Source organism: Loigolactobacillus bifermentans DSM 20003, assembly GCF_001434575.1.
GTDB lineage: Bacteria > Bacillota > Bacilli > Lactobacillales > Lactobacillaceae > Loigolactobacillus > Loigolactobacillus bifermentans.
Genome location: NZ_AZDA01000140.1, coordinates 169,196 through 194,224, shown reverse-complemented (window position 1 = coordinate 194,224; position 25,029 = coordinate 169,196). Strand labels below are relative to the sequence as shown.

Here is a 25,029-nt window from a genome sequence, read left to right as displayed (position 1 = left end):
CTATAATGGATGTAATTTAGTTTGAGAAGGGAACCCTGGCATGGATGCAGTAAATTTAAAAAAGACCCAAACATTATTATCGGAATTTAAGGGGCATCAGATTGAAGCCGCTTTGAAACTATTAACTTCTGGCAATACCGTACCATTTGTGGCGCGGTATCGGAAAGAGGCAACGGGTAACTTAGATGAAGTGCAGTTGCGGCAAATTGAAGCGACTTATGACTATCAGTTGAAATTGTCACAGCGCCAGGCCGAGGTTTGCGACCAAATCGCGGCACAAAACAAGTTAACCCCTCAATTAAAACAACAGATCGCAGCGGCGACGAAGTTACAAACCGTTGAAGATCTTTATCGGCCGTATAAGCCCAAGCGCCGTACCAAGGCCACTATTGCCAAGGAACAAGGCTTGGCACCGTTCGCACAATGGTTGGAAAAATGTCCGCCGTTGACGCAGGCACAATTCGAGGCGAAGTTGACCCAGTTTCAAAACGCTGAATTACCCGATCATGACGCTGTTTTAGCGGGTACGCAGGCCATTTTAGCTGAGCAATACAGTGATCGCAGTGATTTTCGGCAGTGGATCCGGCAGTACACTTGGAACCAAGGCCAATTACACGTTACGGTTAAGCCAAAAGTGGAAGATGACAAGCAGGTTTATGCAGCGTATTACGATTTTACTGGGGCATTGAAACAAATTGCCGGTTACCAGACCTTGGCCATTAATCGTGGTGAAAAGGCGGGCATTTTAAAAGTTAAGTTGACGATCACACCACGGCCAATCGAATGGCATTTGGAACAAGTTGTTTTACATGGTCGTCAGGGCCTAGCAGCAGAACAACTGCAGCAGGCCTTGACCACTGCTTATCAGCACACACTTGCGCCAGCAATTGAACGTGAATTACGCAATCAGCTTACGGCAGCGGCTGAAAGCCAGGCAATCGATGTATTTGGTGAAAACTTACGTCATTTGCTGCTTCAGGCGCCGTTAAAAGGCAAAGTGGTGTTAGGGTTTGATCCGGCTTATCGCACCGGTTGCAAATTAGCAATCGTTGATCCAACGGGCAAGTTTTTGGCTAAAAAGGTGATCTATCCCCATAAGCCAGCACCGGCCAATAAACGTCAAGCGGCTGCCAGTGAGTTTAAGGCGTTTCTTGAGCAGTATCAAGTTGAAATGATCGCCATTGGCAATGGCACGGCCAGCCGCGAATCAGAACAATTTGTGGCAGAAGTGTTAAAGACGATCAAACGTAAAATCTATTACGTGATCATTAATGAAGCCGGGGCCAGTGTTTATTCGGCAAGTGATACGGCTCGGTTGGAATTTCCTGACTTACACGTTGAGGAACGTAGCGCCATTAGCATTGCTCGGCGGTTACAAGACCCGTTGGCTGAATTGATCAAAATCGACCCACAAGCAGTAGGTGTCGGTCAGTATCAGCACGATGTGGCGCAAAAGGCGTTGAATACGCAGTTGGCAGCGGTGGTTGGGGATACCGTTAACCAAGTGGGGGTCAATGTGAATACAGCGAGTCCGCAGTTATTGACTTATATTTCCGGACTCACGAAAACCACTGCGCAAAATATTGTGACGTATCGGGATGAAAATGGTCATTTCCAAAGTCGTGCCGCTTTAAAGAAAGTACCGCGTTTAGGTCCGAAAGCTTATGAACAAGCCGTTGGTTTTTTACGGATCTTAAATGGCAAACAACCGTTAGATCAAACGGAGATCCATCCTGAAAGCTATGCGTTGGCAAAGGCGATTTTAGCGACCCTGTCCATTGACCCGCAAACATTAGGATCAGCTGCCACGAACCAAATGTTGGCACAAGTGGCCCAGACGAAACTTGCACAGCAGTTTGACGTGAGTGTTGGGACTGTGCAAGACCTGTTGACCAGCTTAATGAAGCCAGGGCGTGACTTACGGGATGATGCGCCACAGCCATTATTGCGCACCGACGTTTTGACCATTGAGGACTTAAAACCTGGGCAGGCATTGGAAGGAACCGTGCGTAATGTGATTGATTTCGGGGCTTTTGTGGATATTGGCGTGAAGCATGATGGGTTAGTCCACATTTCGCAGTTAGCGGATCATTTTGTGAAACGACCACAAGCTGTGGTGTCAGTAGGCGATATTGTTCACGTGTGGGTTTTAAGTGTTGATCTGCAACGCGAGCGGGTTCAATTGACCATGATTCCACCGCATGACTGATCAGGAATTAACGGCGCTGGTGCAACGGATCTCACAAAATGATTTTCAGCGTCCGTTTCGGCATTCGGTACGGTTTAATCGGCGTTTGCGCACCACAGGTGGCCGGTATTTATTGAAAAGTCATGTGATCGAAATTAACCCACGTTTCACAGAGGCCTTTAATCAAAGCGTATTAATTGGTATTATTAAGCATGAGCTATGTCACTACCACCTGCATTTGGCAGGGGCAGGCTATCAACATCGTGACCGGGCCTTTAAACAATTATTGAAACAAGTAGGCGGGTTACGTTTTGCACCAGCTTTACCAGATCAAGTCACATTTTATCAGTACCGGTGTCAACGCTGTGGTCAGCTTTATCAGCGGCGTCGGCGAGTGAATTTAAAAAAGTATCGGTGCGGTCGCTGCCACGGGAAATTAGTGGCCGTTGCCTAAAATTTGGAAAGAAGGTTATTTTATGCGTGAAATTGGCGTAGGCTTACTAGGCCTTGGTACCGTCGGAAGCGGCGTTGTTCGTATGTTACAGGATCATCAGGATAAGATCTCATCCATTACAGGGCGGCGCCTCGTGATTCGGCGGGTGGTGGTTCATAATCCCGATAAGCCAAGAAGTGTGGATCTCGGCGATATTCCAGTAACCACAGATGTGGCAGATTTGATCCATGATCCAACGGTTCAAATTGTGGTGGAGGTCATGGGGACCATCGAACCCGCCGCAACTTATATTAAACAATTGTTAATGGCCGGTAAGCATGTGGTCACCGCTAATAAAGATTTGATTGCCCAGCGTGGGGATGAATTGATCGAGTTAGCCGTGGATAAGCAACGTGACCTGATGTATGAAGCCAGTGTGGCTGGTGGGATCCCAATTTTACGGACGATTGCCAATAGCTTTCCAGCCGATCAAATTTTAGAAGTCAGTGGGATCGTTAACGGGACGACCAACTTTATTTTGACCCAGATGAATCAAAAGAATATGACTTATGCGGCTGCCCTTAAACAGGCGCAGGAATTAGGCTTTGCGGAAAGTGATCCGACGAACGATGTCAAAGGGATCGATGCCGCTTATAAGATGATCATTTTAACGCGCTTTGCGTTTGGGATGACGTTATCCTTAGACGATTTGCGGGTCGAAGGCATTGATTCAGTTCGGTTAGAAGATATTAAGCAGGCGCAAAGTTTAGGTTATACAGTAAAGCTGATCGGAACGTCAAAAGAAATTGACGGTAAAGTCAGTGTTGAAGTCGGCCCAACCTTAGTGGCCAACGACCATCCGTTAGCTGGCGTTCAAAATGAAAATAACGCCGTGTTAGTGGTCGGGGCCGCAGCCGGTAACACCATGTTCTACGGACCTGGGGCAGGACAATTGCCAACCGCTAATTCGGTGGTCAGTGATATTGTGTCGGTGACGCAAAATATCGTGACTGGCTTTACAGGAAATGCCTTTAACAATTACGCCCATGAAGCAGCTTTAGCACAAGATGAAGATTCGAAGTCAGCCTATTACTTTGCCCTAAAGCTACGGGATATTCCCGGGCAATTGTTAACCTTGACCAAGATCATGACTGAAACCGAAGCGAGCTTTAAGCAACTGATGCAAACTTCCAGCGATGGCGATTATGCCCACGTTGTGATGATTACGCATAAGATCTCATTGGCCCAATTGAAGACGATCACGGCACAAGTGGCTGACTTGCCACATGCTGAATTGTTGGCTAGTTTCCGGGTGCTTGAATAGAAAGGGATGGGTTAAATGTTAACCATTAAAGTACCAGCGACCAGCGCAAATCTTGGCCCTGGTTTTGATTCCATTGGCCTTGCCTTAGAACTATATTTAACGTTGAAAGTTGAAGGCCCACAGGATCATTGGCAAATTGAGCATACGCTGGGAGCAGATGTACCCGCGGATGAGCATAATTTGATTTTGAAAACGGCCTTAGCCTTGATTCCAGATCTGACCCCCCAACGCATTAAAATGACCAGTGATATTCCATTGGCCCGAGGGTTAGGCAGCAGTTCATCTGCCATTATTGCTGGGATCGAATTAGCCAACCAGTTAGGCAATCTCGGGTTAACGGACTACGATAAACTGCAAATTGCCGTGCGGCTAGAAGGCCATCCCGATAATGTAGCGCCAGCGATTTATGGTGGCTTTGTGGTGGCAACGTATGATGATGTGGCCGCCGATGCCATTAGTGCCCCTGTGGAACATGTGCACGCACTGACTTATATTCACAATGAAGAATTGTTAACCTCCGCCAGTCGGGCTGTTTTACCCAAGCAAATTCCGCTGGCTGAAGCAGTTAAAACCAGTTCTGCCAGTAATGTGTTGGTTGCAGCAGTGCTACGCGGTCAACTGGATGTGGCCTTTCGCATGATGGAACGCGATCATTTCCATGAAACGTATCGCCGCGATCTCGTGCCACATTTGGCTAAGATTCGCGCAGCAGCCCATGAATGTGATGTTTACGGGACTTATTTAAGTGGGGCTGGTCCAACGGTGGTCACCTTGGTATCTGAAGCTAAAGCAACCACGGCGTTCCAACAGTTGATCGGCCTAGACTTGCCAGGGAAGTGGTTGAATTTAGGCGTTGCCCGGCAAGGCATGATCGTCACAAACTAAGCGGGATAACGCTTTAAACCGCCGCATTAAAAAGTTTTAATCTTCAAGAAATGGTATTGCGTTCTGAATTGATTTACCGTATACTATTTTAGTGCACTACTTTAGGGGCACAGATTAAAACTGAATATGCGGTTGTGGCGGAATGGCAGACGCGTCAGATTAAGGATCTGGTGGGATATTTTTCCCGTGCTGGTTCAAGTCCAGTCAGCCGCACTCTTTTAAACAGTCATCGGAAGATGGCTGTTTTTTTTGTCGTGATAAAAGTCGATGCGTAAGTTTACGATAGTCTTGTTAGACATGTTGCCATCGTGGCAGGTTTCGTCCGAGGAAATGGACATCCTCCGGAAATAAGATTTTTATGAAATAAAAATAAACATTAGTGTATTTAGAGGTGCCATGCGTCCTGCGGTGTGGGTTAACGCCACAGGACTGGACATCCTCCGGAAATAAGATTTTTATGAAATAAAAATAAACATTAGTGTATTTAGGAGGTGGCCGCTTTAGCGCCTGATTGGTTGAACAACAGTGGGGACAGGCTTTCATAATCATTACGCAAAAGTTGACAGTGTTTAATTTGTGTATGGCCGATACACTTCGTTGACACACTAGCTTGAAACAGCCTATAATGGCGCTAACAAAGTAATTTTTTTGATTTTATGACTGCTTGTTTAGGAAGGGTGTATTGTGTTTGACGCGTGAAGAACGAATTTATCAGTATATTGTGAAGCAGTGTGCCCAATTAACGGTGACTGCCATTGATCAAGGCCAAGGCCCAACCACCAAGGCAGTTGCCGATGCGTTAGGGCTTGTCCGTTCCAATGTGTCAAAAGCACTGAACAACTTGGTGCGTGACGGCAAGCTCCGCAAAATGACTGGGCGTCCGGTACGTTATGTGACGCCGAAATTACCTGAAGAACTCGATCGACCGCAACAACCGCAAAATGGTGTGACGGCTGATGTTGTCACAGCCATGCCGCCGTTACAGCAAAAAACGGTGACACAACAAGTAGCAGAAACCTTTAATGAAAGTGAAACCGACTTTTTTGATCAAATGATCGGGGCACATGGCAGCTTAAAAAATCAGGTGGAACAGGCGAAGGCCGCCATGCTGTATCCGCCAAAAGGGCTCAATACTTTGATCGTCGGGCCCACAGGTTCTGGGAAAACTTTCTTTGCTAACGGGATGTATCAATTTTCCACGCGGCACCAGATCATTGCAGCAGCGCAACCGTTGATCACGTTTAACTGTGCCGATTATGCACATAATCCAGAATTATTGATGTCCCATTTATTTGGCTATACTAAGGGATCTTTTACAGGCGCTAATGAAGACAAAGATGGCCTGATCCAAGAAGCGGATGGCGGCATGTTATTCCTCGATGAAGTGCACCGTTTGCCACCTGAAGGCCAAGAAATGATTTTCTATTTTATGGATCACGGCACTTATAGTCGGTTAGGTGAAACGGCTAAAACCCACCATGCCAAGGTGCGTTTGGTTTGTGCCACCACTGAAAATCCAGAAAGTAGTTTGCTGGCAACCTTTATTCGCCGGATCCCAATTTTGATCCAGTTGCCACCGTTTAATGAACGACCAGCGGATGAAAAACTGGCGTTGTTGCGGGCTTTATTTTCACTCGAGGCCAACCGAATCCACAAACAAATTCGAATCTCTGAAGATGTGGTCAAGGCCTTGATCGGGAGCGTGACCTACGGGAACGTGGGTCAGTTAAAATCCAATATTCAGTTAGTTTGTGCCAAAGGCTTCCTTCAAAACATCCAGTCTGAAAAGGAAATTGAGATCACCTCGGCCGATTTGCCCACTAATTTGCAGGCTGGTATCGCGACGCTGGCAGCCGATCGGGATGCGTTAGGCGAATTGACCAAGTTGTTAGAGCCTTACATGACCATTGTGCCAGATGAGACGCGGGCCATGGTGAAAGAGGACGCCTATGAATTGCCTTATAATTTGTATGAGATCATTGGCAGTAAAGCAGCTATTTTGCGCTCCGAAGGGCTGGATCAAGAGCACATTAATAATTTCATTACCACGGATATTAATATTCATTTAAAGTCGTTTTATCGGCAAACCGAGTTAGGTGCGCCTGAAGAAGATAAACTGGCTGAAATTGTGGATGACGATATTATTGCGTTAACCAAAGCGTTGCAAAAGAAGATTGAAAAAATGCTAGGTTATTCCTTTAAACGCAATTTTATTTATGCTGTGAGTTTGCACATCTCCTCTTTTGTCAAACGGATCCAGTCTGGTGATGTGATTCGGAATATCAACGAGGATTTGAAGGAAATGGTGGGGGATTATCCCAAAGAATTGGCTGCGGCGCATGCCATTAAGCAAGAGCTAGAAAGCCATTATCAAGTCCCAATTCCATTATCAGAAGTGTATTACTTAACGATTTTGTTGGCTTCTTTAAAATCGGATCCTGTCACGGGGAAAGTGGGCCTAGTGGTGGCGGCCCACGGTAGTAGCACAGCGACGTCAATGGTTCAGGTGGTGACAAAATTACTGTCGCCAGATAATATTGTGGCCTATGACATGCCCGTTGATATGAGTCCTAAAACGGCTTACCAAGGGATCGTGAAAAAAGTTGAACAGGTGGACCAAGGGAACGGGGTTTTGTTACTGGTGGATATGGGTTCATTGTCAACTTTTTCCGAAAAATTAACGGAAGCGACTGGCATCGCGGTTAAAACGGTGGACATGGTGACCACCGCGCTGGTGCTTGAAGCGGTGCGGAAAACCGAGTTATTGGACAATGATCTCACAGCAATTTACAACGAACTCAAAGCATTTCGGGGTTATTCCAAAGGTAATAAGCCCACGCCAATGGTGGTAGAAGGGCCAACTGCTAAAGAAGCGGTTCAAGCCAGTATGTTGCCGCGGGCAATCGTGGCGATTTGTTCAACGGGGCAAGGCACCGCTGTGAAAATCAAGCAGTTGCTGGATCAGCAATTAGCAGAGCGTTTGATTGATGATGTGACGGTGGTGCCGATCTCAGTGGTAAACATGTCACAAACGTTAACTGAGCTCAGCCAGCAATATCAGATCATTGCCACAACGGGGATTACCAAGCCAAAGCTCAATGTACCGTTTGCACCGCTGGAACAAATTTTGCAAGGGGATGGCGGTGCCTTCTTTGAACAAGTCTTGGACCATGTGGAACAGGTGAAATTGCAAGGTTCCAATCCTAGTCTCACAAAAGAATTATGCGAAGAATATATGAAGGATTATTTCATGTATATTAACCCGCATAAGTTGATCGATGTTTTTTGGACCTACACCGATCAATTAAGTGACACACTCAGTCAGCCATTTACCAATACCTTTCGTATTGGCCTGATCTTGCATTTAGCAGGTGCGGTTGAACGAACATTGTTGCAGGAAACCATTAGTGTTGCCCCTGAAGATTTAGCCAGTATTCAACAGTCGCCGTACTATGTTGCGGTGCAACAGGGCAACGATTATCTGAAGTCAAAGCTCCAATTAACGCTTAATGATCATGAAGTGTATTATTTAGAGCAACTGTTTGATACACAACTGGCACAATACACTTCAAAAAGTGATACACAAAAAGACACACAAGTCTAAAAGGCGGTGTGCCTTTTTTTTATCCTTAAGAATGAGTGATGAAATCGGCTTTTAAAGCTGATACACAAAAGTTGGCACGGTATTTGCTATATAGAATGAGTGTGGGCAACATAATTTAAAATTAATTTAATAAGTGAAGGAGACGATGAACAGTGACCATGAAAATTTGCCTGGCCCGTGTAGACAGTCGTTTGCTTCACGGTCAGGTGGCAACCGCATGGACCAAAAGTGTGAAGCCCAACCGGATCTTGGTTGTTTCAGATGATGTTGCCCATGATGCGTTACGTAAAATGTTGATTACGCAGGCGGCGCCTTTCGGGGTGCGCGCCAATGTGATCACCATTGCCAGAATGATCCAAATCTATCAAGATCCATTATTTGATGATTTGAAGTTGTTATTACTAACTGAATCGGTCGAAGACATGGTACGGTTAGTCAAAGGTGGCATTCAGCTGGCGCATGTGGGCATTGATATTGGCAGTCTCGTGTTTAAAGATGGCATGAAAATGGTGGCGGATTCAATTGCGGTTGGTCAAAAACAGGCTGACGCGCTGCATTATTTACATGACCAAGCTGGGCTTAAAATCTACGCGCAGAAGGTGCCGGCAGATCGGCGTCAAAACATGATGGACCTGCTTGCTAAAAGTGGTTTTTAGTTGGGGTTGTAAAAACAGCATTTACAAGCTCATTTTAAAAATAGACAGTTTCGGCTGTCCTGTAACATGGTTACAATGCATTTATTAATATTATTCATTAAGTAGGAGGTAGAAAGATGGTAGGAATTATCATTGCGAGTCATGGTAAATTCGCCGAAGGAATCTTGCAATCCGGATCAATGATCTTTGGAGAACAAGAAAACGTACAAGCTGTTACGTTACTTCCAAGCGAAGGCCCAGATGACCTTAAGGCAAAATTGAAAGCAGCCGTTGCTTCTTTCGATAACCAAGATGAAGTCTTGTTCTTGATCGACCTTTGGGGCGGTACACCATTCAATCAAGCCAACACCTTGTTTGAAGAACACAAGGACAAGTGGGCAGTAGTTACTGGCTTGAACTTGCCAATGCTGATCGAAGCATACGCTTCCCGCATGACAATGGAAAAAGCTCGGGATATCGCTGCGCACATCATTGAAACGGCAAAAGAAGGGGTTAAGGTTCGGCCAGAAGAATTACAACCAGCCGAAGCTCCTAAAGCGCCGAAAGCAACCGGTGCCGCTCAGGGTAAACCTGGTAAGTTCGAATACGTGTTAGCACGGATCGACTCTCGTTTATTACACGGTCAAGTTGCCACGGCTTGGTCAAAATCTGTTAGCCCAACACGGATCATCGTTGTTTCTGACGACGTTGCCCGTGATGAATTACGGAAGAATTTGATTCAACAAGCTGCCCCAGTTGGTGTTAAAGCCCACGTGGTACCTGTTGATCAAATGATCAAATTAGCCAAAGATGACAAGCATTTTGGAGGCCAACGTGCTTTGTTACTTTTCGAAAAGCCACAAGATGTGCTACGTGCCGTTGATGGTGGGGTACCATTAACAACGGTTAACGTTGGTTCAATGGCCCATTCAACTGGGAAAGTCCAACCGAACAAGGTATTGGCTTTCGATCAAAATGATATTGACACCTTTGCCAAATTAAAGGCAAAGGGCATCAAGTTTGATGTTCGGAAAGTGCCTGGGGATTCTCAAGATAACATGGATAACATCTTGAAGAAAGCTCAAGACGAACTTAACAAATAATCAGCACCAACAATTACCAGAAGGAAACGGAGGATTAATCTCATGGATTTGAATATTATTCAAGTGATATTAGTCGTTATCGTCGCATTTTTAGCTGGTATGGAAGGGATTTTGGATGAATTCGAATTCCATCAACCAGTTATTGCCTGCACGTTAATTGGCTTAGTGACAGGGAACTTAATGCCTTGCTTGATTTTAGGTGGTACATTACAAATGATCGCCTTAGGTTGGGCCAACATTGGCGCCGCTGTCGCACCCGATGCTGCATTAGCATCAGTTGCATCTGCAATTATTTTAGTATTAGGTGGCCAAGGCAAGGCCGGCGTATCATCAGCCATCGCCATTGCCGTACCTTTAGCCGTTGCCGGCTTATTATTGACCATCATTGTTCGTACGTTAGCAACCGCTATTGTTCACTTTATGGATGCTGCTGCCAATGAAGGTAGCTTTGCAAAAGTTGATTTTTGGCACATCGTTGCGATCTGCTTGCAAGGGGTTCGTATTGCAATCCCTGCTGCATTGATCTTAGCAATCGGTGCTGGCCCTGTTAAGAGCTTGTTAAACGCAATGCCTGCTTGGTTAACTGATGGCTTGTCTGTCGGTGGTGGTATGGTCGTTGCCGTAGGTTATGCCATGGTTATCAACATGATGGCGACCAAAGAAGTTTGGCCATTCTTCGCCATTGGTTTCGTTTTAGCAACGATCCAAGACTTAACCTTGATTGGTTTAGGGACGATCGGTATTTCAATGGCCTTGATCTACTTAGCATTGTCTAAGACTGGCGGCTCAGGTAACAACGGTGGCTCATCAGCGGGCGACCCACTGGGCGATATTATAGACGATTATTAAAGTGAAGGGGGAATAGAAAATGGCAGATCAAATTAAATTATCTAAAAAAGATCGGATGTCCGTTTGCTGGCGTTCAACCTTCATTCAAGGTTCATGGAACTACGAACGTATGCAAAATGGTGGCTGGGCTTATTCTTTAATTCCAGCTTTGAAAAAACTTTACACGACAAAAGAAGACCGTGTCGCTGCCTTAAAGCGTCATTTGGAATTCTTTAACACCCATCCTTATTTAGCATCACCTGTTATTGGTGTTACGCTTGCCCTTGAAGAAGAACGTGCCAATGGTGCTCCTGTTGACGACGTTACCATCCAAGGTGTTAAGGTTGGTATGATGGGTCCTTTGGCTGGTATCGGCGATCCCGTATTCTGGTTCACCGTTCGGCCGATCTTAGGTGCCTTAGCCGCATCTTTGGCAATGAGTGGTAACATTCTTGGCCCAATCATCTTCTTTATTGCTTGGAACATTATCCGGATCGCTTTCATGTGGTACACACAAGAATTTGGCTACCGTGCCGGTTCTAAGATCACTGAAGATATGTCTGGTGGTTTATTACAAGACGTTACCAAAGGTGCCTCTATTTTAGGGATGTTCATCTTAGGATCGTTGGTAAACCGTTGGGTATCGATCAAGTTTACCCCAACCGTTTCTAAAGTTAAGCAATCTGCTGGTGCTTACATCGACTGGGACAAATTGCCACACGGCGCTGCTGGGATCAAGGAAGCCTTGACCCAACAAGCTGCTGGCTTGTCACTGGATAAGTACAAAGTCACAACCTTACAAGATAACTTAGACAGTTTGATTCCTGGTTTGGCTGCCTTGCTCTTAACCTTACTTTGCATGTGGTTATTGAAGAAGAAAGTTTCTCCAATCATCGTCATCCTTGGCTTGTTCGTTGTCGGGGTTGTCTTCCACGTGATTGGGATTATGTAGCAATTTTTAAGAGTCGTGACATTGTTCACGGCTCTTTTTTTTATAGTCGTCGTTAAAACGGGTATAATGGCGGTAATAAGTTTAAACGAAATGAGGGCGTTGAGAATGGTTGAATCAATTAATACGAAGGTTAATTTGGTGGTCGATGCGACCTCTTATCTAGGCTTGCCGAAGTATGGCAAAATCATGTTAGGTGACCGCGGTTTTGAATTTTTTAACGATAAGCACGTTCAGGACTTTATTCAAATTCCTTGGGAAGAAGTCGATTATGTGGTGGCCTCTGTGATGTTTGGTGGCCGCTGGATTCCCCGGTTTACCGTGCAAACCAAGAAAAATGGGAATTACACGTTTGCTTCGAAAACGCCTAAGAAAACCTTACGTGGTATTCGTGAGCACGTTGATCCAAATCATATGGTGCGGGCCATCGGTTTTTTCAAAATTCTCAAACGGCGGCTATTTGGTACCAAGAAAAAAGGCTAGGAAAGCAGGTGCAAGATGTTTCAATCAATTAATACAACCGTTGATTTAACCGTCTCTGCAACGGCCTACCTTGGCGTGATGCAGGGCGGAACAATTGCCCTAGGCGACCAAGGGTTTGAATTTCAGCGCGATCACTATCCCGATCAATGTGTGCAATTGCCTTGGTCTGAGATTGACTTTATTAGTGCCAAAATTGAGTCTGGTGGCAAAAAGATCCCCCGATACAATGTCCAAACCAAGCGCGGTGTGACCTATGTTTTTTCGTCGAAACAACCCCATGAGGTGTTGCGCATCTTTCGCGAACACATTGGCGCCGAGCATGTGCTACGGGCGCCGAGCATGTGGGATGTTTTCCGCAATCGGTATCGTAAAAAGAAGTCGTAAAAAAAGCTTCATTCTCAGTGTCAAAAGTGAGAATGAAGCTTTTTTAGTAGCCCTTGTCAAGATCCACTTGGCGTTCGGCCAACGTGCCATCTTTTAAAAATTGGGTCAAGTTATTGCTCAAAATAGGGTAAACTGCGTCTTTAAAGTGTTCCACAATGCCTGAAACATGTGGCGAGAGCAACAGATGCGCTTGGTGCCACAAAGGACTTGTGGCAGGTAGTGGTTCGGTTTGTTGGACATCCAGTGCTGCAAATTGCAGTTGACCTTGGTCAAGTGCAATTTGTAAGTCAGGTTCATTCACGCTGGGACCACGGCCGATGTTGATAAATACTGGCTGCGTGGTCAGTTGCTGGAAGAAGGTCTGGTTGAAGTAATTGGTGGTGGCTGTAGTCAACGGTAATGCATTAACGATCACATCTGCTTGTGCCAATGCGGCGGCGTAATTGGTCATGGCCACCGTTTGGTCAAAGCCAGGTGCTGCGTGACCGGTGTGGTTAATGCCGGTTACGGTGGTTCCAAATGCGTGCGCTAAGGTGGCGATCCGCTGCCCAATTTGGCCGGTTCCAAAAATCAATAAGTGGCGGTTACCAAGTTCAGCCAATTCATCTGGGCGGCGTTGCCAATCCTGTTGGGCCTGCCGGACTTGTGCGTTTAAAATCCCGCGGTAGTAGCTCAACAGGATACCAATAACCCATTCTGCAATCGGTTGGGCGTGGATGCCGCTGGTATTGCTTAACAAAATATGTTGCTGCTTTAAGGATGCCAGTGGGAAATAGTCAACGCCTGCTGAAATGGACTGGATCCATTGCAAGTGATTGGACTGCGCTAAAATCTGATCCAGGACGGTTTTGCGGTAGCCAAATAAAACATTAATGTTTTTTAATTCTGTCTTGACAGGTGTCTCGGTTAAAAATGTTACTTGGGGAAATTGTGATTTTAACTGGGCTAATTGCGCTGATTTCAAGGTTTGTAGCAATAAAACTTGTGTCATGGGCTCACCTACATTCTATAAGAATATTTTTCAGTTGAAAGCGATTTTGGTATAATGCAACCAGTAAGTTAAGACTAAAGGACGGTGTTAAAATATGACAAAAAATAGTTCGGCGTATCGGATCAGCATTTTAGCGTTATTTTGTGCCATTATTATCATTCAAAACTTTGTGCCACTATTTGGCTATATTCCGGTTGGGCCATTAGACTTGACCACGATTCATGTTACAGTGATCGTTGCGGCGTTGGTGCTGGGACCACGAGATGGCACTATTGTCGGCACAGTATGGGGGCTGATCACGTTTGTGCGGGCGTTTGTTGCCCCGACCAGTCCCTTAGCCCCACTAGTCTTTACCAACCCTGTGATCTCCATTTTACCCCGTGCTTTAATTGGGCTGTTTGCAGGCTTGATTTTTAACTGGTTGCGAACCGGCCGCTTGCCTAAACCGGTGAGTATGTTGATCGCCAGTTTGGTTGGGGCCTTGACCAATACTCTGTTAGTGTTAGGGTTGATCTACCTGTTTTACCGCACACCACAAGTGGCGGCTGCTTATCAGACCAACATTAGTGGCTTGATGAAGGTGCTGTTAGTGGTGGTGGCAACCAATGGGATTCCTGAAGCTATTTTAGCCGGTATTGTGGGACCACTGATCAGTTTGCCCTTACAACGGTTCCGACGTTAAAGCTGTTTCGGTAGCCATTCCGCTAAAACCCGGGCTTGGTTGTGCACGGTGTCTTTGGCCCCATACAGTAAAATAATGGGTTGCGTGGCACCTTGGCGTTTGATTTGCGTGACAAACTCAGGTGCGGCGGGGTTGGCCGCTAACTCGGCTAAATAGCGCTGTTTAAATTCTGGAAACTTAGCCGGCTCGTGCTGAAACCACTGCCGTAATTCCGTTGAAGGTGCTATTTCTTTGGCCCAGTCGTCTAAGGCTGCGTTGACCTTAGAAATCCCGCGGGGCCATAGCCGATCGGTTAAAACCCGATAACCATCGTGATCGACTGGTTTGGTATAGATCCGTTCTAGTTTGATATTCATCGCAAAAACTCCCTTCTGGTGGCTCCCCCTTATTATAAAACCTAACGGGCAAATGGTTAAGCAAAGTGGGCGACGGCTTGTAGTAAATCAGCAGGGTGGTCAATGGTAATGCTAGGCCGAGCGGCTTGTAATTCGGCATCACTGCCAAAGCCGTAACGAACGGCAATGCTATGCAGTTGATGATCGTGGGCCCCATTAATGTCATTTTCGCGATCGCCGACCATGGCAATGGTGTTTGGGGTGGTGAGCTGTTCACTGGCCATGGCATAGGCAATGATCTCGGTTTTAGCAGCTCGTTTTTCGTCAAAACTAGCGCCGTAAACATGATCAAAATAAGGAGCGAGCTCAAAGTGCGTAATGATTTGTTCGGCGTAATTTTCTGGTTTTGACGTAACTAACATGATCTGCAGGCCTGCTGCTTTCAATTTGGCCAGTGTTTCTGGGATTTGAGCGTAAACGCGATTTTCAAAAATTCCTTGTTGGGCGTAATATTCGCGGTAAGCCAATAAGGCCGTTTGCGCTTGGTCCGGTGTTAAACCAAAGAATTTTTCGTAGGATTCCAATAAAGGTGGGCCAATGAATAATTGCAATTGTTCAGCTGAATGGGCGGGCAATTGCAATTTTTGTTCGGAGTAGCGAATGGAATTGATGATCCCAGCTTGTGAATCGGTAATAGTGCCATCAAGGTCAAAAAACAAGGTTTTCAGTGTCATGTGAAGGCCTACTTTCTGTGAATTTGATTCCAGTATAGGCTAAATCATAGGTCCTGAATAGTCGTTTGCAAGGACCTGTGGTAAAATAAAGAAAATTCGGTCTTTTGAGGCACTCATCTTCCGAGCAAACGTTGCAAAAAGAATTGAGGTGCCAGGCATTGAAAAGAAGGGAAAGACTTAACATGCGTGCAGCAGCCCATCGACAACCGAAGCGTCACCTGAGCCGTGATCCGCAAGCACCACTGCGGCAGTCACCGCTAGGAACGCTCGTGGCGTTTATTTTAACGTGTGCGCTGTTTGTATTGGTCGCCAGTGGTGTTTTACGTCAAACGGCCTTTCGAGCAGATTACATGGCGCAGGCCATTGGTGACACCAGTGCGGCCCAGGTGATGACCAAACGGGCGAATCAAGAAGCCGTTACGGTTGCAGCAAAATACCACATTCCAAGCAGTGCGGTGAATCATTTGATTACCCGTAAAGCCGTGACCCAAGATTTAACGCAAACCATTCAAAATGTTTATGCCGATCAAACGGATCCTGTGAGCACCACCCATATTATGGCGCAGGTGCAAAAACAGTTGGCCACAGCCATTAATCAAAGCTTGCCAGGCTTGGTCGGTACCGAAACAGTTGTGAATACCATTGTCAGTCAGCTTACCAGTCAGTATCAGGACCTGTTACAAATTCCAGCGGTAACCAAAGGCGAAACGCAATTGCAAACTTATCGACAATTGGTGGAACGCGCCTTTAGCGCTAGCATTGTGATCGTGATCGTTTTTCTACTGATCTTATTAGTGGTTGATCGCCGGCTAGGTGTGATACTATGGCATTTAGGCTGGGCCGGTTTTTGGAGCGGCGGTTTATTATTACTGGCACAATTGGGCATTAAGCTCAGTGGGGTGATCGGGATGGTCACCTTAGCGGCTAAATCGTTTCAGGCACCGGCTGAGCAGATCGTCACGGCGATTGTGGACAGCTTTTTAACGCCGAGTCTGATCGTGCTAGGGGCTGGGATCGTGTGTATTGCAGTGGGTTCAGTTGTAAAACATACGCTTAAAATTTAATAACGTACCACCGGTTGGGACAGCAGTCTTCAAGATTTTCGCGTTAGGGTGAGCGCGAGTCTTGAAGCGTGCTGTCTTTTTTTGTTTAAATTGAAAGGATGATTTGATTTGGCGTTTTTAGGAACTTTGTGTTTGATTTTAGGGGCAACTTTGTTGGCAGGCCATTTTAGCCAACGAATGGGATTGCCTAGTGTGATTGGGCAGTTGTTAGTGGGGGTATTACTCGGACCAGCGCTGTTAAATTGGATCCAACCCACGCATTTTTTAAATCAGTTGTCTGAGATCGGTGTGATTATTTTAATGTTTATGGCCGGTTTGGAAAGCGACCTCGGTTTGCTGAAGCGTTACTTTAAACCAGGGTTGTGGGTGGCCACCGTGGGCGTGATCTTGCCATTGGCGCTGGTGCCAGTGACAGTCCATTATTTTGGCTTCACATGGCCGCACGCACTGTTTATGGGGGTTTTATTTACCGCCACTTCGGTGTCGATCTCAGTGGAAGTTTTACGGGAAATGCAGCAATTAAATGGCAAAGAAGGCACGACGATTTTAGCGGCTGCGGTGGTAGATGATATTTTAAGTGTGTTGATCCTCAGTTTCCTGGTGAGTTACACTGGGGCAGAACCGGCGTCAAGTCATCCGTTAGGCGGTTTGGTCCTGCAACTGGGCTATTTCATCGGCGTTTATTTTGTTGTGAAGTGGCTAACACCTTATTTAATGCGACTGGCGCAGCAGTTACTGGGCAGTACCACGATCATGGCGTTTATCTTGTGTTTAGGAATGGCCTATTTAGCAGATCTATGCGGCTTGTCGGCTGTGATTGGCGCCTTTTTCGCAGGGATTGCAGTGGGGCAAACCAATGCGAAAAAAGAGGTTGATCGTGACATTGAACCTTTAGGCTACGCCTGCTTTATTCCGATTTTCTTTGTGAGTATTGGCTTGAAAATGACATTTACGGGCTTTAGTCAAGTGTGGTGGTTTACGATCGTGCTGACCCTTGTGGCGATTTTAACCAAGTTAGTCGGTGGTGGTTTAGGGGCCCATTGGGCTGGCTTTGGTTTCGCCAGTGATTATATGATCGGGGCGGGGATGATCTCTCGTGGTGAAATGGCGTTGATCATTGCCCAAATTGGGTTTGATGCCAAATTGTTACATCCGGACTATTATGCGGCCACGATTATTGCCATTGTGTTGACCACCGTTTTAGCACCGTTATTCTTGCGGCATGCGGCAGGGTATTTGGAAAAACAACAACCAAAAAACGCCGCCTGATCAGACGACGTTTTTTGATCTTAGAAGTTGAGGTAAAGCAGACCTCAATTTCAATTTACCATTTTTCGTTTTATTCGACAATTCAAATTTACAATTTTTTTGAAAACAGCTGCTGAAAAGCAAATTCTTGAAATGATTCTTAGCTGAAATGAAGTTTATCGTAAAATCAGTCTTGAGACCGGTATCGAATCCGGCTCCCGCCGCAAGGCAATGTTGGCCAGAACCGGTATACTGAAGTTATTCAAAAAACAGGTCGACTTGTAACAGACAAGGGGGAAATAAAATGAAGCATTTAACAAAATCAACAGATCGCGTTTTATCAGGGGTTGTGGGCGGTTTCGCAGATTATTTAGGAATTGACCATACGTTAGCACGGGTGCTCTATGCAGGGGCAACCTTGTTCTTCTTCCCATTAGTGGTGCTTTACATCATTGCGGCGCTTGTCATGCCGAACGCCTAGCCGCCTTTGTGAAACGTGATGGAAGCGTATCTTGATTATCCTTGCTGATACTCCTATAATTAAGTGCATTATAACAAATGTTCACGGTTTCGTTAGCGGGGGTGAGCAATGATGCTAGGCTTTCATCTAAGGCGTCATGAGAAGGTCTTAAAGCATGCTGATCTGAAAACCCATGATTTTTCAAATATGGTGCGATCGGCACAAGATAGTAAGCAGTACCGTGAACTGCAACAACGGTTTTCACGATTAACCGTTGATTATCAAAAGCAGCATGGCCAAAAGAAAAAATAGATTTCAACAGTCTTAAAAAAACAGGTTACGACAATTTTGTCGTAACCTGTTTTTTTTAATCATCGGGATGGGATTCAGCTGGTGTTGGAACGGTAACCGCTAAATGCTTGGTAATTTCTGAAATTTGACGTAAGCCACGTTGGCGAATGTTGATCGCCGCAACGTGATCGTCATTGATCGTGTGCCCACAGTTCAAACATTTAAATTGATGAACTTCTTTTTGACGATTATCGGCATTGGTAAAACCACACCAAGGGCAAATAATCGAGGTTTCATTGTTCGGTACCTGGATAATTGCCGCATTCGACCCGATCATTTCAAAAAGCACGGTAAATAATGCTTTATAGAAGTAATCTGGGCTGAGAATAATCGTTTGGGGCTGATCTAAGTTCAAACTAGGATGCATTTCGGTTACATAGATCACATTATCACCATAAAATTCAGCCAGCCGGCTTACAATTTTACGGCAAGACTTTAAAACGTAACGCTTCAGCATGTAAGTCAACCGGGCCAGTTCTACATCAGCATCTAAGTCGATGGTCCCGCGTGTCAGCTGACGAATGGCGTGTTGATATTCCAAAATGTGGTTTGAAATGACAGAACCAGGAATCTGGAGTAACTTTTCAGTGCCATCTGTGGCGGAAATCATATTGATCTTGCCATAGTCAAGGCCAACAACGCGGTAAGCCTCACCTGCTTCCAGCAAGCGCTTGATCAGCACTTCAGGTGCCTGTGGACCAGGAAGAGGCTCAGTGGCAGTTTGTGCCGGCACTTTGTGCGCCTTCGTCACGGTTGCCACAGCTGCCTTAGACGTAGCCGGTGTGACAGCGGCAACACTTGTCGCCACCTTTGTTGGTTGTGCGACTTTAGGCGCTGGCTTTTGCGGAACACGAGGTGCGTGTTGTGCTGCTGCACTGCTTTTAGGCGCCTGCGCGGTCGAATGTGCGCGCTGCTTAGGGGTCGTCGGCGTGGCCTTTTTGGTAGGCTTAGTCGTGGCTGACTGAGCAGCCACTTTTGGCGTTGCCTTGGCGGTTGCCGATTTTGCAGCGGTCTTTTGTGCTGGCTTAGGTTGTGCGGCCGTTTTTTGTGGCGCTTGCGCCGACTTAGCAGTGGCCTTTGCAGCCGATTTTGGTGCTTGCGTCGCGGCTTTTTTAGCCGGTGCCGCTTGCTTGGCTGCAGGTTTGTCAGTTGTTTCCGGTAATAAAATGTGCAAACCATGTGTCGCTACCTGTTCTGGCAAATGCAACGTGATATGCTGATCGGTGAGATCAAATAACCAAGCGCGTCGTGGGCTGCTAAAGAGCTTCTCAGCCGTTTCACCGGCAGCTAAGGTGATAATGTAGGTATCTTGTTTATTAAGCTGTAACAACAGCTCAGACGGTGTGCCATCGTGAGGATTAACGGTTGTACGTGCAAAGAGAAAAAAACTGTTGGTGGGAATCGACGTAATTTTTTCATTTTTGAAAATATCCACCATCACATTGATGGTTTCTTGAGAAAGTCGCCGTCGTTGACCAATATTTTTATTAAGAGTTGCCATTAAATCATTTTTGTTAAGCTCGCCTTTTTGCAATAAGCTCACAGCACGCTTTTGAATGCTGTTTTGCCGATTGATCAGGCGTTTGATTTCATTAATATTTTGAAATTTTTTAAAAACCAAGGTTAACCTCCATAAATAAGATCCGATTTTTAGGTTCAGCTGAACTCACACCGGACAAGATACCTCTTTCATCATACCCCGAAACGTTGCAACTGCCTAGTTATAAACAAAAAAAATAGAAAGTAGGTTTGCGGTGGTTGGCAATCCTAAGTTATAATGAAAGCAATTATTTCACGCTAACTGCGTGTTACCCGTTAAATTCTAAAAATTAGAGGTTGAATTGACCATGGAAATGAATACCACTGAATTTTTAAATACCCTTACTGACGCCACCTATTTGACGCATACCGTGACGTTAAGCGCTGCGCAATTAAAGCAGCCGCTTGCGCCACAGTTAGCGGCTGGCTTTGCGGCTTTAAAGCAGGACCTGACGGCAAATAAGATCAGTCAGTTGCGCTTGGAATTGCCATTTGAGGTGCCGGCGACGATTGAATTGCAAGCAGGGGTGATCAATTTACCATTTGAACTTAGCAAGAAAATCGCACTGCTAACCGAAGCAGATACGCAAAGGGCAGTCAACCTTTACTTGATCACCACGGCTGAAAATTTAAATGCGTCAGGGATGCGCATTGATCGTCAAGTCAGCGTTACGGCCTTTTTAGAAGACTATGATGCGGCGGTTCAAAAAATAACAGCTGCCATTGAAACAAAATTAACTGAATTAACCACCGCCGGGCAGGAGAAAATTGAAGCTGACGGCAAATAATGCTATGCTATCTCTTAGGGGACTTTTACCAGTAAAATAAGTGCTCAAGAGACTTTGAGAGGAGTCGCACGTCATGGACCGATTATCACAATTAAAACTTAAAACCCATTTACCTGCGACTGATCTTGGCGATTTAGGAGCCGGGGAATTTTTCTGCCCAAATTGTGGGGCACCCATTGCTTCTAATGATCAGGAATGCTTGAACTGTGGCTTTGATTTAGTTGCCTATCGTGAACATAAAATTACGATTCCAAGCGCAACTGCACCAGTCAGCAGTCAAGCGGCGCCAAGCCAGCCCGCATCATCAGCAACTTCAAATCGTCCTGTTTCAAGCACTGCAACAGCGCCAAGCAGTGCTGCTGAGCCTGTGTCTAAAGCACCGGCCAGTTCGGCACAATCGCAAGCTAAAACGCCGGCGAAGTCCGAAGCGGCCGCACAATCATCTGCTGCACCGTCACAAGTGGCGATTAATTCGGATGCCATGAACCTGTTAACCGGGATCTCAGCAGATGAAAATCCAGAGGCGATTTTTGCAAAATTACGCGCTGCCAGCGCCAAAATTGCCAACGAAGAACCACACGTTGAACCGAAAGCCAACGCTGATTCAGAAGCAGCATTGGAAAGCCGGCGGGTGGCCCACGCATTAGACAAAACCAAGGATATTTCAGATCTTGTCGATCAAGTCCGGGCCGAATCAGACCGTCAACAGGAAACAACTAGCGAGGTGGCTGCTTCAGAAGCCCCTGCTTCCGACCCAACAACGTCATCAGCGGTTGCTGACACACCGGTTTCTGCTGAGGCAACGTCGGTTGCAACATCATCGGCAGTCGCTCAGGCGGTTTCAAGCGCTAGCGCTGAATCCAGTGTTGCTGCAGATTCAACGGCAACCGAAGCCACTTCAGAAGCACCGACTTCCGCCGAAGCGGAGGCTGATGAAAAGGTGGCCTTGGACAAAGTGGCGACAGTGGCGGAGCCAACACCTGCTGCAACAGATGAGGCTGAACCAGAGCCGACTTCAAAAGCAGAACGTTATTTTGAAAAGAAAGATAAAACGGAAGACGAACACCACCGGCGGCAACACGCCGATCAACCACAATCCAAAAAATGGGTTGCTTGGGTGACCGTTGGGGTACTTGTTGTCGTTGTTGCTTTAGCTTTTTTCTTCGGTAAGGTACATTATAGCCGTGCTGCCCAGCTTAATCGTGCCTTTGACCAAGTTGCGACCGAAAAACCGAGTCAGGTTAGTGCAGCCATTAAGAGTACCAGCTCGGACTTAGCTTTTAATCCTGGTAACAGTCGCCCGTTTATTCGCTATATCAAGGCGAATCCGGACTATTTAAAACAGGCCAAGAAACAGTTGAAAACCAAGCGAAAAACCAGTGATGGGACCCTTTCTTTTGTAAAAACAGGGCATAATTGGCTGTTTAGCAATTATCAGTTGGAGATCACACCGATCTATCGGACCATCAAAACAGATATTCCGAAACCGTCGATTTTCTTAGATGATCAAAATGTGACGGCTAAAAAGGTGACCCAAGAACAGAAAATTGGGCCATTTATGCCGGGTAAATATAATTTAAAAGTGACAGGCACCAGTAACGGCAAAAAGTTAACGCATCAGGCAACAACGACTTTTTTAATGCCGGCGGCTCAAACGATCGATTTAACGTTGAAGCCGCTGTCCGTCACGCTACAAAGTAACGTTGCTGACGCCACTGTTTACATTAATGGTGAACAGCGGGGTACTTTGAAAAACAGTCAATTGGCTTTAAAAGATTTAACTTGGCAGGGTAAAATGCAGGTTCAGCTACGGCAAACCTTGCAAGGCAAGCCTTATAAAACGAAAACAGTGGCTTTGACTAAAGGCCAAACCCAACAAAATGTGACGCTGAACTTTGATCAATTTTTGACCCAAGCCACGGCACAAAAAACGTTGGACGGTTTTTACCAGTTGATGAGTAAGGCAACGTATAGCGCAAATACGCACTATGCACAATACAATAATCAACTGGCAGCTTACTTTACCCAAGGTAAAAATGCTGAATGGTACAGTAAATTCCAGAAGTTTATTGGTCAAACCCACATGGATATTGCCAATATTGATCATACGGCCTTTAAGGTGAAAACAAACCAAGTGGCCGCAACGTCTGCGACTCAAGCCACCGTTAGTTTTGACGTAACTTATACGACCACGTACACCAACGGTAAAGCAACGCGAATTCAAACCTTCCGCTACACCAAGGCACAACTGCAACAGAAGAATGGCCATGTCCAGATCGTGACCCTTGGCAATAATGAGCAAAAAATCTCTGACAACGGTAGTAATTAGTTAAAATTGCTGCGTTAGTGCGGTTTATTTGAGGTGGCATGCTAAGTTGGCAGATCATGCTATAAAAAAGAAAGCTTTGACAATTTTGCTGTCAAAGCTTTCTTTTTTAGTCCGCTGCTGGATTTGTCGTACAATCTAACGGTGGGAGGGTCTGAAAAGCGGCCTGTAACTGTTGTTCCAGTTCAGGCTGATCCCCTTGCACCGAAGTCAGGGGATATAAGCCTTGTGTTGTGGCGCTAAAGTGGGCTTGTTGGCCTTGATACGCTAAGGTTAGCGTGCCAGTTGTCGCTTGCCACGCTACTACGGTGATGCCGCGGCGGTAGGCCAGTGCCAGTAATTGTTGTACCGCTGGTGGGATTTGTTGTGCTTGCCAAACCTCAAGCCAAGTTTGCTGTAATGCGGTGTGTTGGTGCTGTTGTCCAAGCTGGCAACCAAGTGCTTGCCAGTTTGCAGCCGTGGTGATGATCCGGGCACTAGGCGTCAAGGCTGGGTGCCGCGCGCGTTGCTGCATGTTTGCCACGGCTTGGGCGGCTGCTGGGGCGTCGATTTGTTGGGCAAAGGTTGCCAGCTGAGCTAAGACCTGTTCGGCTGGCGCCGCGAACTGACTGCTGCTTAACGGGTGTTCTAAAGCAACGTCGCGGTTCCATTGCTGCATTTGCGCTAATTCGGCAGCTGTTTTGGCAGGCTGTTGTGAGCCAAATACCAAAAGCAGGCGCAAAAATTCAACCGTGGTTTGGTCGATACCGTTGGCGCTAAATGGATCCAGATCCAATACCCGACATTCTAAATGGTCGATGGGTTGCGTCAGCAAATCCGAAATGGCTGCGGGACCTTTAAGCCGAACGGGCCCGTAAAATTCATGCGGTGAGTACAAGTCACCTTGGGTCACCGCATGATCCAGTGCTTGAACGTGTGCGGCTAAACTGGTATAAGGAATGGTTTCAGTGACAGCGTTGGTAAAGCCAAATTGACTATTGCGAATGCTACGAACCGGCGCTTTAAGCGCGCTTGAAAGGGCGCTTAAATGCGATGGTGCCGCGTTTGGACTGGCGCCAAACAGATAAGTCAGTAGCCAGCGGTAACTGACAAAAGACTGGGCGATTTTAAAGTACAGCGCATTGTGTGCCGCAACTGGTAAGTCTAAAGTTGCGGGTAAGCTGAAATTCACATGGACCCCGGTGGTCAAAGATTGGCTTAGTGCATAGTGGGTTTTTAAATAGTCCCGATAAGCCTGGTAAGCCGGGCGGCCAAAATGCTCACGAATATGGTGTTGTTCATTTTCGGTTAGATTTGGCGGCATGGAAAAAGGCCAGATCTGCTCGCCAGCAGGCAACGCTTGGCGCCAAATGGTTTGTAACGCGGTTAATTGTTGCATCAGCGCCTGGGTCGATGTAAACACACCGGTGACCAGTTCGCTTTGTGATTCACCAAAGTCGGATTGAAAATAAGGGTGGCTTTGTCGACTCCCGAAGTGACCTGGGTAAGGGGTTTGGCTTAAATGGCCTGTTGCGGTGACCCGATGTTCTTCAATTTCCAGGCCTAACCGGCAATTTTGATACAGTGCTTTTAATTCGGAATTGGTTTTCAACGACAACGCCACCTTTTTGAAAATAAATTAATGTTTATTATACGGATTTTTAAATTGAAAGATAGTCTTTTGCATGAAAAAGCCGCCCGCTTGGACGGCTTTTT

General features: G+C 46.2%; 23 protein-coding genes and 1 tRNA gene. 19 read left to right on the top strand and 5 right to left on the bottom strand.

The window, feature by feature from the left end:
- Window positions 1–40: 40 nt before the first annotated feature.
- The 12 genes from FC07_RS15135 (at window position 41) to FC07_RS15080 (ending at window position 12,816) form a co-directional block, all read left to right on the top strand.
- Complete coding sequence (locus FC07_RS15135) at window positions 41–2,209, top strand: Tex family protein (protein ID WP_057905911.1); 2,169 nt, start codon at window positions 41–43, stop codon at window positions 2,207–2,209.
- The gene (locus FC07_RS15130; RefSeq protein ID WP_057905910.1) at window positions 2,202–2,642 is read left to right on the top strand and encodes a SprT family protein; all 441 of its coding nucleotides are present in this window, start codon (window positions 2,202–2,204) and stop codon (window positions 2,640–2,642) included. The genes FC07_RS15135 and FC07_RS15130 overlap by 8 nt, the downstream gene beginning before the upstream one ends.
- Before the next feature lie 22 nt (window positions 2,643–2,664).
- Window positions 2,665–3,945 carry a homoserine dehydrogenase gene (locus tag FC07_RS15125; protein ID WP_057905909.1) on the top strand — a complete coding sequence of 427 codons (1,281 nt, stop codon included), beginning with the start codon at window positions 2,665–2,667 and terminating at the stop codon, window positions 3,943–3,945.
- A gap of 15 nt (window positions 3,946–3,960) precedes the next feature.
- Window positions 3,961–4,830, top strand: a complete 870-nt coding sequence (gene thrB, locus FC07_RS15120; protein ID WP_057905908.1) for a homoserine kinase — start codon at window positions 3,961–3,963, stop codon at window positions 4,828–4,830.
- Between the two features lie 128 nt (window positions 4,831–4,958).
- Window positions 4,959–5,043, top strand: a tRNA-Leu gene (locus FC07_RS15115).
- 475 nt (window positions 5,044–5,518) lie between these two features.
- Window positions 5,519–8,434 (top strand): sigma-54-dependent transcriptional regulator, encoded by a 2,916-nt coding sequence (locus FC07_RS15110; protein WP_057905907.1) that lies wholly within the window; start codon window positions 5,519–5,521, stop codon window positions 8,432–8,434.
- A gap of 152 nt (window positions 8,435–8,586) precedes the next feature.
- Complete coding sequence (locus FC07_RS15105) at window positions 8,587–9,090, top strand: PTS sugar transporter subunit IIB (protein ID WP_057905906.1); 504 nt, start codon at window positions 8,587–8,589, stop codon at window positions 9,088–9,090.
- Window positions 9,091–9,206: 116 nt separating this feature from the next.
- Window positions 9,207–10,172: a mannose/fructose/sorbose PTS transporter subunit IIA gene (locus FC07_RS15100; protein WP_057905905.1), complete on the top strand. Its 966-nt coding sequence runs from the start codon at window positions 9,207–9,209 to the stop codon at window positions 10,170–10,172.
- Between the two features lie 42 nt (window positions 10,173–10,214).
- Window positions 10,215–11,021, top strand: a complete 807-nt coding sequence (locus FC07_RS15095) for a PTS mannose/fructose/sorbose transporter subunit IIC (RefSeq protein ID WP_057905904.1) — start codon at window positions 10,215–10,217, stop codon at window positions 11,019–11,021.
- A 19-nt stretch (window positions 11,022–11,040) separates the two neighbouring features.
- A complete protein-coding gene (locus FC07_RS15090; RefSeq protein WP_057905903.1) occupies window positions 11,041–11,952 on the top strand; it encodes a PTS system mannose/fructose/sorbose family transporter subunit IID in 912 nt (303 codons plus the stop codon).
- A gap of 105 nt (window positions 11,953–12,057) precedes the next feature.
- Complete coding sequence (locus FC07_RS15085; protein ID WP_057905902.1) at window positions 12,058–12,432, top strand: DUF956 family protein; 375 nt, start codon at window positions 12,058–12,060, stop codon at window positions 12,430–12,432.
- A gap of 15 nt (window positions 12,433–12,447) precedes the next feature.
- Window positions 12,448–12,816, top strand: a complete 369-nt coding sequence (locus FC07_RS15080) for a DUF956 family protein (RefSeq protein WP_057905901.1) — start codon at window positions 12,448–12,450, stop codon at window positions 12,814–12,816.
- A 43-nt stretch (window positions 12,817–12,859) separates the two neighbouring features.
- Here the strand turns inward: FC07_RS15080 and FC07_RS15075 are convergent, their stop codons facing one another.
- Complete coding sequence (locus tag FC07_RS15075; RefSeq protein WP_083483358.1) at window positions 12,860–13,807, bottom strand: NAD(P)-dependent oxidoreductase; 948 nt, start codon at window positions 13,805–13,807, stop codon at window positions 12,860–12,862.
- 94 nt (window positions 13,808–13,901) lie between these two features.
- Between FC07_RS15075 and FC07_RS15070 the strand changes: the two genes are divergently transcribed.
- Window positions 13,902–14,489 (top strand): ECF transporter S component, encoded by a 588-nt coding sequence (locus FC07_RS15070; RefSeq protein ID WP_057905900.1) that lies wholly within the window; start codon window positions 13,902–13,904, stop codon window positions 14,487–14,489.
- Here the strand turns inward: FC07_RS15070 and FC07_RS15065 are convergent.
- The gene (locus tag FC07_RS15065; RefSeq protein WP_057905899.1) at window positions 14,486–14,845 is read right to left on the bottom strand and encodes a DUF488 domain-containing protein; all 360 of its coding nucleotides are present in this window, start codon (window positions 14,843–14,845) and stop codon (window positions 14,486–14,488) included. The genes FC07_RS15070 and FC07_RS15065 overlap by 4 nt on opposite strands.
- Window positions 14,846–14,901: 56 nt before the next feature.
- Window positions 14,902–15,558 (bottom strand): HAD-IA family hydrolase, encoded by a 657-nt coding sequence (locus FC07_RS15060; RefSeq protein WP_057905898.1) that lies wholly within the window; start codon window positions 15,556–15,558, stop codon window positions 14,902–14,904.
- 182 nt (window positions 15,559–15,740) lie between these two features.
- Between FC07_RS15060 and FC07_RS15055 the strand changes: the two genes are divergently transcribed.
- From FC07_RS15055 to FC07_RS15040, 4 genes are all read left to right on the top strand, one after another.
- Window positions 15,741–16,622: a hypothetical protein gene (locus FC07_RS15055; protein ID WP_057905897.1), complete on the top strand. Its 882-nt coding sequence runs from the start codon at window positions 15,741–15,743 to the stop codon at window positions 16,620–16,622.
- A 108-nt stretch (window positions 16,623–16,730) separates the two neighbouring features.
- On the top strand, window positions 16,731–17,891 hold the full coding sequence (locus FC07_RS15050; protein ID WP_057905896.1) for a cation:proton antiporter: 1,161 nt from the start codon (window positions 16,731–16,733) through the stop codon (window positions 17,889–17,891).
- A gap of 283 nt (window positions 17,892–18,174) precedes the next feature.
- Window positions 18,175–18,351 carry a PspC domain-containing protein gene (locus tag FC07_RS15045; protein WP_057905895.1) on the top strand — a complete coding sequence of 59 codons (177 nt, stop codon included), beginning with the start codon at window positions 18,175–18,177 and terminating at the stop codon, window positions 18,349–18,351.
- Between the two features lie 108 nt (window positions 18,352–18,459).
- Window positions 18,460–18,642, top strand: coding sequence for a hypothetical protein (locus FC07_RS15040; RefSeq protein WP_155797787.1), 183 nt, complete (start codon window positions 18,460–18,462; stop codon window positions 18,640–18,642).
- Window positions 18,643–18,697: 55 nt separating this feature from the next.
- Here the strand turns inward: FC07_RS15040 and FC07_RS15035 are convergent, their stop codons facing one another.
- Complete coding sequence (locus FC07_RS15035; RefSeq protein ID WP_057905893.1) at window positions 18,698–20,302, bottom strand: zinc ribbon domain-containing protein; 1,605 nt, start codon at window positions 20,300–20,302, stop codon at window positions 18,698–18,700.
- A gap of 226 nt (window positions 20,303–20,528) precedes the next feature.
- Here FC07_RS15035 and FC07_RS15030 point away from each other — a divergent pair, with 226 nt between their 5' ends.
- Together FC07_RS15030 and FC07_RS15025 are read left to right on the top strand one after the other, a co-directional pair.
- Entirely contained in the window at window positions 20,529–21,008 is a 480-nt protein-coding gene (locus FC07_RS15030; RefSeq protein WP_057905892.1) for a hypothetical protein, read from the top strand.
- A gap of 73 nt (window positions 21,009–21,081) precedes the next feature.
- Window positions 21,082–23,337, top strand: a complete 2,256-nt coding sequence (locus FC07_RS15025; RefSeq protein WP_057905891.1) for a TcaA 3rd/4th domain-containing protein — start codon at window positions 21,082–21,084, stop codon at window positions 23,335–23,337.
- Between the two features lie 106 nt (window positions 23,338–23,443).
- Here the strand turns inward: FC07_RS15025 and FC07_RS15020 are convergent, their stop codons facing one another.
- Window positions 23,444–24,925 (bottom strand): glutamate-cysteine ligase family protein, encoded by a 1,482-nt coding sequence (locus FC07_RS15020; RefSeq protein ID WP_057905890.1) that lies wholly within the window; start codon window positions 24,923–24,925, stop codon window positions 23,444–23,446.
- Window positions 24,926–25,029 lie beyond the last annotated feature (104 nt).

Coding starts and splice junctions, on each gene's coding strand:
- FC07_RS15135 (WP_057905911.1), top strand. CDS start 41: ATGGATGCAGTAAATTTAAAAAAGACCCAAACATTATTATCGGAATTT.
- FC07_RS15130 (WP_057905910.1), top strand. CDS start 2,202: ATGACTGATCAGGAATTAACGGCGCTGGTGCAACGGATCTCACAAAAT.
- FC07_RS15125 (WP_057905909.1), top strand. CDS start 2,665: ATGCGTGAAATTGGCGTAGGCTTACTAGGCCTTGGTACCGTCGGAAGC.
- thrB (WP_057905908.1), top strand. CDS start 3,961: ATGTTAACCATTAAAGTACCAGCGACCAGCGCAAATCTTGGCCCTGGT.
- FC07_RS15100 (WP_057905905.1), top strand. CDS start 9,207: ATGGTAGGAATTATCATTGCGAGTCATGGTAAATTCGCCGAAGGAATC.
- FC07_RS15095 (WP_057905904.1), top strand. CDS start 10,215: ATGGATTTGAATATTATTCAAGTGATATTAGTCGTTATCGTCGCATTT.
- FC07_RS15090 (WP_057905903.1), top strand. CDS start 11,041: ATGGCAGATCAAATTAAATTATCTAAAAAAGATCGGATGTCCGTTTGC.
- FC07_RS15085 (WP_057905902.1), top strand. CDS start 12,058: ATGGTTGAATCAATTAATACGAAGGTTAATTTGGTGGTCGATGCGACC.
- FC07_RS15080 (WP_057905901.1), top strand. CDS start 12,448: ATGTTTCAATCAATTAATACAACCGTTGATTTAACCGTCTCTGCAACG.
- FC07_RS15075 (WP_083483358.1), bottom strand. CDS start 13,807: ATGACACAAGTTTTATTGCTACAAACCTTGAAATCAGCGCAATTAGCC.
- FC07_RS15070 (WP_057905900.1), top strand. CDS start 13,902: ATGACAAAAAATAGTTCGGCGTATCGGATCAGCATTTTAGCGTTATTT.
- FC07_RS15065 (WP_057905899.1), bottom strand. CDS start 14,845: ATGAATATCAAACTAGAACGGATCTATACCAAACCAGTCGATCACGAT.
- FC07_RS15060 (WP_057905898.1), bottom strand. CDS start 15,558: ATGACACTGAAAACCTTGTTTTTTGACCTTGATGGCACTATTACCGAT.
- FC07_RS15055 (WP_057905897.1), top strand. CDS start 15,741: ATGCGTGCAGCAGCCCATCGACAACCGAAGCGTCACCTGAGCCGTGAT.
- FC07_RS15045 (WP_057905895.1), top strand. CDS start 18,175: ATGAAGCATTTAACAAAATCAACAGATCGCGTTTTATCAGGGGTTGTG.
- FC07_RS15040 (WP_155797787.1), top strand. CDS start 18,460: ATGATGCTAGGCTTTCATCTAAGGCGTCATGAGAAGGTCTTAAAGCAT.
- FC07_RS15030 (WP_057905892.1), top strand. CDS start 20,529: ATGGAAATGAATACCACTGAATTTTTAAATACCCTTACTGACGCCACC.
- FC07_RS15025 (WP_057905891.1), top strand. CDS start 21,082: ATGGACCGATTATCACAATTAAAACTTAAAACCCATTTACCTGCGACT.